The 12,142-nt window shown below is 33.2% G+C and carries 13 protein-coding genes; 9 read left to right on the top strand and 4 right to left on the bottom strand.

Going from position 1 to position 12,142, the window contains the following annotated elements; all coding sequences use genetic code 11:
• Positions 1-152 precede the first annotated feature (152 nt).
• The 5 genes from CD003_RS12185 to CD003_RS12165 all read left to right on the top strand — a co-directional run bounded on the left by CD003_RS12185 (position 153) and on the right by CD003_RS12165 (position 5,232).
• Positions 153-542: a GntR family transcriptional regulator gene (locus CD003_RS12185; protein ID WP_096201373.1), complete on the top strand. Its 390-nt coding sequence runs from the start codon at positions 153-155 to the stop codon at positions 540-542.
• Entirely contained in the window at positions 535-1,434 is a 900-nt protein-coding gene (locus CD003_RS12180; protein ID WP_096201372.1) for an ABC transporter ATP-binding protein, read from the top strand. Before CD003_RS12185 ends, CD003_RS12180 begins: the two co-directional genes overlap by 8 nt.
• Positions 1,409-3,418 (top strand): DUF6449 domain-containing protein, encoded by a 2,010-nt coding sequence (locus CD003_RS12175; protein WP_096201371.1) that lies wholly within the window; start codon positions 1,409-1,411, stop codon positions 3,416-3,418. Before CD003_RS12180 ends, CD003_RS12175 begins: the two co-directional genes overlap by 26 nt.
• A 164-nt stretch (positions 3,419-3,582) precedes the next feature.
• Entirely contained in the window at positions 3,583-4,290 is a 708-nt protein-coding gene (gene sigK, locus CD003_RS12170; protein ID WP_096201370.1) for an RNA polymerase sporulation sigma factor SigK, read from the top strand.
• A gap of 258 nt (positions 4,291-4,548) precedes the next feature.
• On the top strand, positions 4,549-5,232 hold the full coding sequence (locus tag CD003_RS12165) for an MgtC/SapB family protein (RefSeq protein ID WP_096201369.1): 684 nt from the start codon (positions 4,549-4,551) through the stop codon (positions 5,230-5,232).
• Positions 5,233-5,310: 78 nt separating this feature from the next.
• Here the strand turns inward: CD003_RS12165 and CD003_RS12160 are convergent, their stop codons facing one another.
• Entirely contained in the window at positions 5,311-5,988 is a 678-nt protein-coding gene (locus tag CD003_RS12160) for a hypothetical protein (protein ID WP_096201368.1), read from the bottom strand.
• Positions 5,989-6,244: 256 nt separating this feature from the next.
• Here CD003_RS12160 and CD003_RS12155 point away from each other — a divergent pair, with 256 nt between their 5' ends.
• The 3 genes from CD003_RS12155 to CD003_RS12145 all read left to right on the top strand — a co-directional run bounded on the left by CD003_RS12155 (position 6,245) and on the right by CD003_RS12145 (position 9,325).
• Positions 6,245-6,610, top strand: a complete 366-nt coding sequence (locus CD003_RS12155; RefSeq protein ID WP_096201367.1) for a response regulator — start codon at positions 6,245-6,247, stop codon at positions 6,608-6,610.
• A 170-nt stretch (positions 6,611-6,780) separates the two neighbouring features.
• Entirely contained in the window at positions 6,781-7,761 is a 981-nt protein-coding gene (locus tag CD003_RS12150; protein ID WP_096201366.1) for a BMP family lipoprotein, read from the top strand.
• 43 nt (positions 7,762-7,804) lie between these two features.
• Positions 7,805-9,325, top strand: a complete 1,521-nt coding sequence (locus CD003_RS12145) for a SpoIIE family protein phosphatase (RefSeq protein WP_096201365.1) — start codon at positions 7,805-7,807, stop codon at positions 9,323-9,325.
• Positions 9,326-9,376: 51 nt separating this feature from the next.
• Here CD003_RS12145 and CD003_RS12140 read toward each other — a convergent pair whose 3' ends face one another.
• The 3 genes from CD003_RS12140 to CD003_RS12130 are packed head-to-tail and all read right to left on the bottom strand — an operon-like array spanning position 9,377 to position 11,307.
• Complete coding sequence (locus CD003_RS12140; RefSeq protein WP_096201364.1) at positions 9,377-10,312, bottom strand: sensor histidine kinase; 936 nt, start codon at positions 10,310-10,312, stop codon at positions 9,377-9,379.
• A 12-nt stretch (positions 10,313-10,324) separates the two neighbouring features.
• Positions 10,325-10,711, bottom strand: coding sequence for a DUF1987 domain-containing protein (locus tag CD003_RS12135; protein ID WP_096201363.1), 387 nt, complete (start codon positions 10,709-10,711; stop codon positions 10,325-10,327).
• A gap of 14 nt (positions 10,712-10,725) precedes the next feature.
• Positions 10,726-11,307, bottom strand: coding sequence for a SiaB family protein kinase (locus tag CD003_RS12130; protein ID WP_218838250.1), 582 nt, complete (start codon positions 11,305-11,307; stop codon positions 10,726-10,728).
• Positions 11,308-11,577: 270 nt separating this feature from the next.
• Between CD003_RS12130 and CD003_RS12125 the strand changes: the two genes are divergently transcribed.
• Positions 11,578-12,141 (top strand): hypothetical protein, encoded by a 564-nt coding sequence (locus CD003_RS12125; protein WP_096201361.1) that lies wholly within the window; start codon positions 11,578-11,580, stop codon positions 12,139-12,141.
• The last annotated feature ends 1 nt before the right edge of the window (position 12,142 follow it).

The raw sequence follows: 12,142 nt of genomic DNA, 5'->3' as shown, positions 1-12,142 counted from the left end.
TAACAACATAAGTTATCTATTTTATCATAAAAAAAGGTTGATATTTCTAAAGGTCAGTATATAATAAGACTGTACTAAGTGAGATGGTACAGTTAGTGCGGTTAGTACAATTCCAATTTTATCTGCAATCTTCGATAGGGAGGAGGTATGTAATGTTTCAATTAGATGTTAGAAGTCGTAAACCCATTTATGAGCAGCTAGTGGAGAAGTTAAAGGAGTTCATTTTTCACGAGGTATTTAAACCGGATGAACAACTCCCTTCAGTTCGTGTGTTAGCTCAGGAGTTGACAATCAATCCCAATACGATTCAAAAAGCCTATCGAGAATTAGAAAGTCAAGGATACATTTATTCGGTACCTGGTAAAGGAAAATTTGTAGCGCCTCAATCTAATTCGATAAATGATGAAAAGGTGAAGAAGATGAAAAATGATTTGATTAAACTTATTTCAGAAGCTTTGTACTTAGGAATTAATAAAGATGAGCTATTAAACTTAATAGAAGAAGCGGAACAAACTGTGAAGGGAGGAGAAAAGGGTGATTAAAGTTCAAGATATTAAGAAAGAATTTGAAGACATTGAAGCGATAAAGCGGGTGAATTTACATATTGAAAAGGGCTCTATTTATGGATTGTTAGGTTCAAATGGTGCTGGTAAAACAACGCTACTAAAAATTATTGCCGGCATATATAAACAAGACTCAGGCACAGTATCAATAGAGGAACTGCCAATCTTTGAAAATGTGAAAATGAAGCAGAAAGTAATGTTTTTAGCAGATTCTCTGTTCTTTTTTCCCCATTCATCGATTAAGCAAATGGCTGATTTTTATAAAACGATGTATCCGATGTGGAATGAAGAAAGGTTTAAGAAGTTAAATGAAGTCTTCCCAATCGATGTGCATAAAAAAATTCACCGCATGTCAAAAGGAATGCAGAGACAGGTTGCCTTTTGGTTAACGTTATCTGCAATGCCAGAAACGCTTATACTAGATGAGCCTTTAGACGGACTAGATGCAGTGATGAGGCAAAAGGTGAAAAATCTCCTTGTTCAAGATGTGGCAGACAGAGGACTAACGATTATAATCTCTTCTCATAATCTTAGGGAAGTAGAAGATTTATGTGATCATATTGGAATCTTGCATAATGGAGAATTAATAATCGAAAAAGAGCTTGATGATTTAAAGTCAGATATTCATAAAATACAAGTGGCATTTAAAAATGACGTACCAGAGGAATTTCTGGAGAAGTTTGATGTACTTTACAAAGAGACGAGAGGAAGTGTTCTCTTATATATTGTTAGAGGAAAAGAAGATGCAGTAACATCTCACATACAAATGATGCAACCAGTCATTTTCGATTTGCTACCTCTTACATTAGAAGAAATCTTTATATATGAAATGAGGGATGTTGGCTATGCAATCGAAAACATCGTTGTTTAATAAGGGAATACTTTTACAAAATATTAGAAGTGTCGGGTGGGTAGGTCTTGTTTATTTATTATCTTTGTTATTTGCCTTACCTCTCCAACTCATCATGATTTATACAAATGATGTAAACCGACATCAAAATTATCATCACCTATTCACTGAAACTGAGAGCTTGTTTGCTGTTTCTGGTGGATTTCAAATATTTTTAATGTTCACTATTCCTGTATTACTCGCAGTTTTTCTTTTCAGATATATGCAGGTGAAGCTTTCAGCAGACTATATTCATAGTTTGCCAATAAGTAGGGAGAAACTATATTTTCATAATATTATATCCGGGGTCTTTTTATTAGTCATCCCAGTGGTAATAACAAGTCTTGTGTTATTTATACTAGTAGGAGCGTTGGATATTGAGCCACTTACAGTAGGTGTTATAGTAAACTGGATTGGAATTACAATCCTATCACTCTTGTTTGTCTTTTTCGCAGGTTTATTTGTCGCAATGTTTACTGGGATGTCAGTTTTACATGCTGGACTAGTTTATATCTTGTTTCTATTTCCAGCAGGGATCTCTTTTCTGTTATTTATTAATATGAAGTTTTATTTATTTGGGTTTTCTTATGATTATTACTTTAATCAATTTGACCAAATTGTTCCGTTTGTTAGGCTTAGTCAACTTGTGCATCAACCATTAACTGTAATGGAAATCATCAGCTATACCATTCTAATTATTATCTTTATATTTATAGGTTTTATTTCATATAAGAAAAGGAATGTAGAAGCTGCAACACAGGCAATCACGTTTAAAGTCTTACGACCGGTCTTTAAATTTGGTGTGACAGCTTGTGCAATGTTGTTAGGTGGTGCCTACTTTGGAGAAACACAAGGTGGCATTGGATGGATTATTTTTGGATATGTTACAGCTTCATTAATAGGATATATTATTGCTCAAATGATTTTAGAAAAAACTTGGCGTGTATTTGGAAAGTGGAAAGGGTATCTTGTATATTCTGTTTGTATAGTGATTGTGGGAGTTCTATTACAACTTGATGTGACAGGATACGAGAGTCGAATTCCAGAACTAGGAAATGTAGAACGAATCTATTTTGCAGAGTCAATTCATTATATTGATGAAGAGAGGCAAGATAGGTGGGGATATGAACGTGAACAATATGTTCAACGTCTTTATTACTATCATGAAGCACAGAGTTTAGAAGATATTCGTCAATTTCACCAAGAGATAGTAAATGAAAGACAAGTGTTGTCTTCTAACTATAGTAATGACACTAGACCGGTCGTTATCGGGTATGAATTAGAGAATGGGAGAAAAGTTGTTCGACAATATCAAATTGAGATAGAGCGCTTTAAAGATTTCTATCGTCCAATTGTTGAATCAGATGAATACAAGAGAAATCAGTTTCCACTTCTTCAAGTAGACGATTTTTCCGAAATAAAAAGTGTTTCCTTCCATAATTATCGTATTGGTGGTCATGTTGAGATTACAGAAAAAGAAAACATACAGGAGCTTCTCACTCTTTTACAAAATGAAATGGTGAATGAATCTTATGAGGATACAATTTTAAATCAAGATGGATGGTCAGACATTGAAGTAATTTGGAACAACAATAAGCGGTTAAATGCTACTTGGAAGAAGTCATATTTGGAAATAGAAAACTGGCTAATAGAAAATGGTTTGATGGAAAAAGCAAGAGTAACTTCTAATGACCTAACTCATATTTCTGTTATAAAAAATAATGACAATATGGACGTGTATGAATTTTATCGTAATGATGAATTATTAGGGCAATTTGAATCAGAGGGAAGAGTATTGACTGTAGAAGATGAAGAGAAAATCGAAGAATCACTTCGAAAGTCAACGTGGAGGCAATCAGGTGAGTATATTGTTATACAGCATTACGTCAACCAACCGAGTCATATAGATATTCTATCGTTTCCGGTAAACGACGTTCCACAATTCATTATCGATCATTTTGAATAATATTTATGGGAGCCTTGCAGATAACTGTGAAGGCTCTTTTTTTGTTTCAAATATTTATAATATATAATTCTTCTACTTGTGCCAGTCCTTTTTCATATGTACAGACACAACCAAGCCCAACCTTACATAGACATAAGATAAGACTACCTGACGGGGGTGAAGTTGTGTCAAGTATATTTGCAGCAATAACTTATTTTATTAAAGAGGTCTTTGTTTTCGTTTCATATGTAAAAAACAATGCCTTCCCACAACCACTATCGAAAGACGATGAAAAGAAGTACTTAAAACTGATGCAGGAAGGGGATCCAGATGCGCGAGACCTTCTAATAGAGCATAACCTACGTCTTGTGGCTCATATTGTGAAGAAATTTGAAAACACAAGAGAAGATACAGAAGATTTAATTTCAATAGGAACGATTGGGCTAATTAAAGCAATCGAGAGCTATTCAGACGGAAAAGGTACAAAACTTGCTACGTATGCAGCACGGTGTATTGAGAATGAAATACTAATGCACCTTCGAGCGTTAAAAAAAGTTAAGAAAGATGTTTCCTTACATGACCCTATTGGCACAGATAAGGAAGGGAATGAAATCACCCTTATCGACGTTCTCCAAGAAGAAGGAGAGGACATCGTAGATACAATTCAGCTGAAGATGGAAAAGGCTCAAATTTATGATTACATTCATATACTCGATCCTAGAGAGCGAGATGTAGTAGTCGGACGGTTTGGATTAGAAATGAAAGAAGAGAGGACGCAACGTGAAATTGCAAGTGATTTAGGAATTTCACGCAGTTATGTCTCAAGAATCGAGAAGCGAGCATTGATGAAGCTGTTTCATGAGTTTTATAAGCATAATAAGGGTAAGATGTAGAAAATGGCCTGCCTTCACTGTGGTGAGGGGAGGCTTTTTATTTACTTAATTTTCAATATAACTATATAATAGTCCAATGTCTCATATTACTTTTGTTTTGTGCAGTGGAAATAGCTCTATGATAAAATAAAGGAATGATAAGAGGAGAGGTTCTTTTGAAATGGAGTGTTCTAATTATATAGAATATTATCTCAACCTGTAATAATAAAACGAAATTAATAATTTATCTAATTTTTCGATAAATTAGGGGGAGCAACAATGGATGTTTCAGCAGAATTATTACTCAAATTAGGTTTGTCGACCATAATAGGGATGATTATTGGTCTAGAAAGAGGACTTAGGAATAAACCTCTTGGCTTAAAAACGTCTATTGTTATTGCAGTTAGTAGTTGCCTTTTGACAATAGTCTCTATCGAGGCAGCTTATTCTTTTGAAAAACACTCAGGTGTAATGATGGACCCGATGCGTTTAGCTGCACAAATCATTACAGGTGTCGGCTTCATTGGTGCTGGTACTATTTTAGTACAAGGTCTTTCTGTTCGTGGACTAACAACAGCAGCGATGATTTGGGGTGCTGCAGGACTTGGAATAGCCACTGGAGCTGGTTTTTATAAAGAAGCTATTTTAAGCTTATTCCTAATTATTGTGAGTGTAGAAGTACTACCACTTGTTATAAAATATATTGGTCCAAAAAGGCTGAATGAAAAAACAATTCGAATGAAAATTACGATTACAAAAGAAAGAAACATGACAGAGATAATTAAAGAGATTAAATCGAAGAATATTGCAATTGATAATGTAAAAGTTGATGATCTGGAAAATAAAGAGCTTGTGTTGTTAGAGCTTCGAGTAAGGGTAGGGGAAAAGCGTTACACTACTGATGTTCATTTAGATGTGAAAGAAATTGATGGTATTGTTGGAGTTAAATGTGAATTAATTTAATTAAATAATTAAGATAAGCCTGCCTTTACACTTACTAAGTGAAGACAGGCTTATTCTAATTAAGACTTACGATTTAGCTCAATCAACCTTTTGACTAAACCGTTCATAAATTAAATCTATTTTTGACGGGAGAATAAATAAATACTCGATCAATGAGTTTAATAATTCGATTAACAGGTCAGCCATCTCTTCATCAGGGTCAATTTCAAGTTCTAGGGTTTTATATAATTTTTGTTGACTTTCAACTAATTCACTTAGTTGATGAAGGGGTTTGGAAAAATTAATATGTTCGGATAATAGTGCGAGTTGTTGAGATAAAGAGTTTCCTTCAACCTTTTCATCAAGAAAACTTTTTATTATACCTTCTAGAACTCTTTTAGTCATGACCGCTGTGGCTGATGTATCTTTAATATTATGTACATTGATAGCTGAGCGATAAGCTCTAAGTAAGTCTACAGGTATAATATTATTTTGTTCGATTTGATGGAATGGATTTCTTTCCTCGTTAATATAGATTGACGGTTCTTCGTTTGTTTCTGTTGCATTGTTTAACATAATAACAAAATGAGATGTATGATTACAAAGAGAGCATGAACCGGTTGAAATAATTCCAGGTCTCTTTTCTTGATAAGTGAACTTTAGATTAAATTCACTGATTTTTCCACATTTAGGACATTTGCTTTTTAAGTCCTTAGGTAGTTTTAAGTGTCCATATTGGCTATAAGTAACAATCGAACCAGGCAAAATCCTCCTCATCGTGTACCTCCAAATGTTTGCCGACTTATCTAAATATATTGTGTCCCTTCCCTTTAAAATTATTTTCTTTTAGTAATGATTAGGTACTACAATATAGTTGGTTTAAATACCAAATAGTTCCTTGAAGGTGAAACTCATACACCATTAAAAAATAAGTCCAAAGGCCCTATTTGAAGTGACTTTTCTTCACTATTTATGTATCATACATTTTGCTACTATTATTTTATCAGAAAATTAGAGCTTAATGGAGGGCGCTATGACAAAAATTTTAATAGTAGATGATGCGAATTTTATGCGTAACTCTTTAAGAAAAATTATAGAGGAGATTGGTAATACAAAGATTTTAGAGGCTTCGAATGGTAAAGAGGCACTCTTTTTATACAAGCAATACAAACCTGAATTAGTATTAATGGACATTATGATGCCAGAAATGAACGGTATTGATGCATTAAAAGAAATGCTCAGGATAGATAAAAGAGCCAAGATTATTATGTGTTCAGCTAGTGGGCATAAAAGAACGATAATCGATACTATCATGTTAGGAGCAAGGGACTTTATCATAAAACCATTTCATAAAGAAAAGGTGAAAGAAGCAGTTAAAAAACAGTTACTAGATTCTTAATTTTTCTATAGTTTTGCTACTTTCTTAGGAAAAATAAAATTTGTAGTCTTTTGAATTACCCCTCTGTTTTTATCCTCTCTAGTAATTTATGACTATATCCATTTCAATAGTAATGTATAATAGAAGTAACTTTGCAATAACTTTAGATGAAAAACAGGAAACGGTGAATAATGATGAAAAATTACCATTTATTTCTTTTGCTATTATTTCTTTTTGGAATTACTGGCTGTGGGCAATCGCAAGTAATAGATAGTGTAAGCGATAAAGTGAAGATCGGATTAATGCTTGACTCGGGCTTAGGCGATCAGTCTTTTAATGATGCTGCGTTCATGGGAGTTATGAAAGCTAGGGACGAGTTAGATATCATCTTTGAATATCGTCAGTTAAGTGAAACAGGTACATACCTGCAAGGCTTCAATGAATTGATGGATGAAGGCTGTGACCTTATTATTGGATTAGAATTTAATATGATTGAGGACCTCACCTACATTGCAAGTGAATATCCTGAACAACAATTTTTAATATTAGGTGGAGTAATTGATTTACCAAATGTTACCTCTCTAACCTTTAGAGATGAGCAAGGAAGCTTTATTGTAGGTGCAATTGCTGGTTTGCAAACAGACAAGAATAACATAGGCTTTATCGGTGGGATGGATATTCCTGTTATTAAAAATATTAAGAATGGGTATATCGCAGGAGTAAAAGCAGTTAGTCCAGAAACAAATATAATTGTAGAGTATACACATGATTTTCGTAATGCAGAAATTGCAAAAGACATTGCTCGTCAAATGATAGAGAAACATGATATAGAAATTATTTATGTGGCAGCAGGCTTTTCTGGTTTAGGGGCAATTGAAGAAATAGCCCATCAGCAAAAGTATGCTATTGGCGTCGATAGTGACCAATTTTTTCTTGCAGAATCGGCTGTTATTACGTCAATGATTAAAAAGATTGATGTGGCGATTTATACTGCTATCGAGGAACTTATAGAACATGGACATTTGCCTGAAGAACATATGGTATTCGGTATAGCTGAAGATGGTGTTGGTGCGGCTCCAATACGAGTAATAACTCTAAGTAAGGAACATGAGGCGCTAGTAGAATCACTTACGAAGCAATTAATCGATGGTTCTATCACAATTAATCCATAAAAGGCTTAATGATTGATTCTACACTAAGGAGGCTCTCTTCAGGATGAAGCTACAAACCAAGCTATTACTGAACTCATTTGTAATTATAGTAATGGCCCTACTTATTTTGACATATATCATTTTTAGAATGATGTCTATGCAAACAACAGCCACTACTTTTTCAAATTCATTGCTTAATATTGAACAAATGAATAGTGCCATTGTCAGTTATCAGCAAGCATTAGATAACTTCGGGAAAAATGCCACAGAAGGAAATTTAGCAAATGCAATTACTAAGTATAACGATATGTTAGAAAAAGTGGATACATTGTCCGATATACCAACCGTTATTAGTAATGAAGAAATAAGAAGAATAGATACGATACAAACAAAGGTAGATGTATTACAAAAGGATATGAATGTTGTAATTGAACAGGGCGAAACGATTGAAGCGATGATGCTTTCAACAAAATTATTTGGAATTATGAATGATATTTACCTTTTAAATTTATCGATGAAGGAAAGATATGCACAATTAATTAAGCAAAATAATGACCAGGTGATATCTATTGCTTTTACAAGTGGTTTAGTTTTACTAGTAGCATCAACCCTTATTAACATACTAATCACGAAAAGAATTTTAAAGCCTATACAGACGTTAAGTGATTATTCAAAGGAAATAGCAGCAGGAAATTTGGCAATAAAAGAGATAGAATTTACTAGTCGTGATGAGGTTGGCTTATTAACAAATTCATTTAACCGCATGAAAAAGAACTTGCATCAGTCAATTGAAAAGATTCAGAGTAATGCAAATGCTCTGAAGGAAAAAAATGAACGAATTAATGATAGTATTGATTATGCAAAACGAATTCAAGATTCTGTACTTCCGGCTAATAGATTACTTTTAACTTTGTTCCAGGAGCACTTCCTAATTTATAAGCAGAGAGATACAGTTGGTGGAGATTTTTATTGGTGTAAAGAAACAGAAAGAGGCTTTTATATTGCTGTCGCTGACTGTACAGGGCACGGTGTACCAGGAGCTTTAATGACAACATTGTCGATATCTGCCTTGAATCAAATTGTTGATGATGCTCCTATGTTAACACCAGCAGATATACTAGAAAGATTAAACAGAAAAATTAAGCAAAGCTTAAATCAACAATCTAAGTCAGGATTAACTGATGATGGGTTGGACATAGGACTTTGCTTTATAGAAGGCAAAACTGTAACATTTTCTGGTTCTAAACTGTCATTGTATGTAAAGAGAGAGGATGGTCTTACAATCATTAAAGGAGACAAAAAAAGCATAGGATATCGCCGAACACCTTATGACTATTCATATACAAATGCAGAAGTGATAGCAAATGAAAATACGATATTTTATATTACAACAGATGGTTATGTAGACCAAAATGGAGGAGAGAAAAATTATTCCTTCGGCAAGAAGAATTTAGTGAAGCTAATTGAAGAAAACTATCTTCATTCTATGGAATCACAAAAAGAAGGGTTTGTAAATCGGCTTGAAGAGTATAAAGGAATAGAACTACAGCGAGATGACATAACAGTTATTGGATTTAAAATATGACTAGAAAAGAAAGACGAGGATATTTCCCCTCGTCTTTAAATATGACATATTTTATTTTCTCATTATTGGAATAGTAAAGTAAAATATACTGCCTTTTCCAGGTTCACTTCTTACACTGATTTGTCCACCGTGTTTAATAATTATTTCTCTTGCGATAGCAAGACCTAGTCCAGTACTGCTTACTTCGGGGTATAATGGAGTTTGTTGTTTATAGAAACGTGTAAAGACATGTGGAATGGCTTCTGGTTTAATGCCTAAACCGTTGTCTTCAATTTCTATCATCAGGTAATCTTTTATGTTGGTGTTGAAATGTACTTCTATTTTTCCTCCCTCGGGAGTATGTTTTAGGGCATTTTCAATTATATTTGTTAAAACTTGCTGTATACGAAAGGGTTCGATAGAGATGGATACTTGAGTTAATGTGAAATTAGTACTAATAGGATTGATGATGAGTGAAATATTCTTAGTTTTACAATCAACTTTATATCTATCAAATAATGTATAAATACCATTTAATGGTATATCTACTAGACGAAAATTTACTTCTTGTTCTTCTAATTTTGCTAAATCAAATAACTCTTCGATAAGACGATTGACTAAGGCGATTTTTTCATGAATGATTTTTAGGTACGTTTTCTCAGGTTTAATTGAGCCATTTATCATTCCATTAATAAAGCTCTGTATAGCCATCATTGGGCTCCCTAACTCATGGGAAATTTCAGAAATATACCGTTTTCTCGACTTTTCAACGGCTTTAAGAGACTCATTAATGGAGTTAATTTCATTTCCTTGTGTTTTTAGTCTCTTTCCTTGAATATCACTAATCCTCGTTGTTTTCATTGAAGTTTTTAATAGCTTTTCATAACGATTGATTAGTTCTATATATTTTGGATGAAGCTGTTCTTCATTATGTTTGCCGTCCGAAATTACTTCCTTAGCTTGTTCCAAAAATTCCAATTCTTCATTAAATATCGTCTTTTTTTTCACAGTATCAGACCATTAATCATTTCTTTGAATGATTTCATATGAGAAAGTTAAATCTTCAACAAACTCTTCCGCACATTCAACTTCACTTTCGTTTTCCATATCACAATACCAAAATAGCGAAAATGGATTATCAGGACTGTTGGCTTCTTCAAATTTATCTAACAGCATCATTAAGCATTTAGAGCTACTCGTATTAATATACGGTAAATCTAATTCAATTCGGACTGAGTGTCCTGATTGGAGTTGTTCTAGAAAATGGTCAATCCATAGGAAAAGCGGTTCGTAAAATTTATAAGCATTTTCAGGATAGGATTGACCTTTCATAACTAATACGTTATTTTCTGAGTCAAAGTTTATCTCTGGTGTACTGTTTGTGCTTTCTATTTGTAATAAATTCATAATATTGTCCACCCCTAAACCAAAACCTTTAGAGTAAAAAAGGAAAATTGATCATCTATTCTAGTAATTGAGTAATTCAATGGAGAGCTTGCTTTTCTCGCGATTTCGATTAGACCTAAACCAGCACTTCCTTCTTCTAAAATAAGAGATTCTTTTCTTTTTTCTTTAAATAGTTTTTTCAAGTCATCTTTATTTAGCTTTTGGAGAGCTTCTACCTTCTCTACAAGGTTATTAACATCTTTATTTAAGATAAGGTTTCCTGAATGAATATAATTTGTCTCGTTTTCAATACCTATCGTTACAATGCATGATTGGGCGAACTTTTCATAGTTTGGATGATTTTGATTTAATGTGCAATAGTTCTTGATGTTTTGTGTTTGCTCAATAAAAATAGCGAATATATTATAGATATTATTTTTAGGCTTATTTTCTTCTTCGAGGTATTTTTTTAGAGCTGCGCCTAACTCTTCAATAATACTTTGTGAAAATCTTCCTGAGAAACTTATAAGTACCCCTTCATCTCTTAGTAGATTTTGTAAATTAAGCAGATGACTGATTGACAAATTAAAGGCCCCTTCCAATTTATAATGATTCATTATTTATACCTATGATTTAATTTTCATTATAAAGCAATCAAAAATGTATTGTTAGTGACTTCATTTCCAAATTAGTTAGTACTTATGGACTATGCTTTATAAAATAATTATATAGTTAATTTTAATTTATTCAATCTATAAACTAAAATTTTAGATGATTACTATAAAAAGTGACTAATAAGCACTTTTAATTTCCAGTTCTTTAAAATATAGTGTATTTTGAAATAGAGATATTTTTTTTAACAAATAATAACAAAACGAGGAGAATTAATGACGTGTTATAGAGTTGTTTTAGCATCTATTTTTCTTATATGTACGTATGGTCTCGAATATGTAGTAGCTGAGAAAAAAGATATTGTTGCTTTAAAGGGTGAGATGAACTTACTAGACTGGGATTTTGAAGATGATAGTATCAAGTTAATTGGTGAATGGGAGTTTTTTTGGAACCAATTTGTAGAACCGAATGCTGTAAAAAAGGTAAGTGAGTATATTGATGTACCATCAAGTTGGGATAGCGAGGGTTTTGCTACCTATCGATTAAAAATAAAGATTTCCCCTGAGGGAATAGACCAAATGAAAGCGTTGCGTATTCCAAAGATTGGGAGCTCGTATGAGTTGTGGATTGATGGAGTGAAAGTTGCAGGAGAAGGGAGAATTGGGGAGTCAGAAGAAGTGATGATCCCAATGCTACGTAACACTGTTGCTTATTTTACACCACAATCAACTTCCATTGATTTAGTCTTACATGTTACTAACTATAATTATCGTAAAGGTGGACTAGGGAACCTATTACACTTGGAACAATTAATTCTATTAATACAAGTAAGGATATAAG

This window comes from Bacillus sp. FJAT-45350, assembly GCF_002335805.1.
GTDB lineage: Bacteria > Bacillota > Bacilli > Bacillales > NISU01 > FJAT-45350.
Note: the sequence above shows the minus strand (reverse complement) of the source record. Positions and strands in the feature narration are given on the sequence as shown.

Excerpts from the sequence above, each read along its gene's own strand:
- CD003_RS12185 (WP_096201373.1), top strand. The coding sequence starts at position 153 with ATGTTTCAATTAGATGTTAGAAGTCGTAAACCCATTTATGAGCAGCTA.
- CD003_RS12175 (WP_096201371.1), top strand. The coding sequence starts at position 1,409 with ATGCAATCGAAAACATCGTTGTTTAATAAGGGAATACTTTTACAAAAT.
- CD003_RS12165 (WP_096201369.1), top strand. The coding sequence starts at position 4,549 with ATGGATGTTTCAGCAGAATTATTACTCAAATTAGGTTTGTCGACCATA.
- CD003_RS12160 (WP_096201368.1), bottom strand. The coding sequence starts at position 5,988 with ATGAGGAGGATTTTGCCTGGTTCGATTGTTACTTATAGCCAATATGGA.
- CD003_RS12155 (WP_096201367.1), top strand. The coding sequence starts at position 6,245 with ATGACAAAAATTTTAATAGTAGATGATGCGAATTTTATGCGTAACTCT.
- CD003_RS12150 (WP_096201366.1), top strand. The coding sequence starts at position 6,781 with ATGATGAAAAATTACCATTTATTTCTTTTGCTATTATTTCTTTTTGGA.
- CD003_RS12145 (WP_096201365.1), top strand. The coding sequence starts at position 7,805 with ATGAAGCTACAAACCAAGCTATTACTGAACTCATTTGTAATTATAGTA.
- CD003_RS12135 (WP_096201363.1), bottom strand. The coding sequence starts at position 10,711 with ATGAATTTATTACAAATAGAAAGCACAAACAGTACACCAGAGATAAAC.
- CD003_RS12130 (WP_218838250.1), bottom strand. The coding sequence starts at position 11,307 with ATGAATCATTATAAATTGGAAGGGGCCTTTAATTTGTCAATCAGTCAT.
- CD003_RS12125 (WP_096201361.1), top strand. The coding sequence starts at position 11,578 with ATGACGTGTTATAGAGTTGTTTTAGCATCTATTTTTCTTATATGTACG.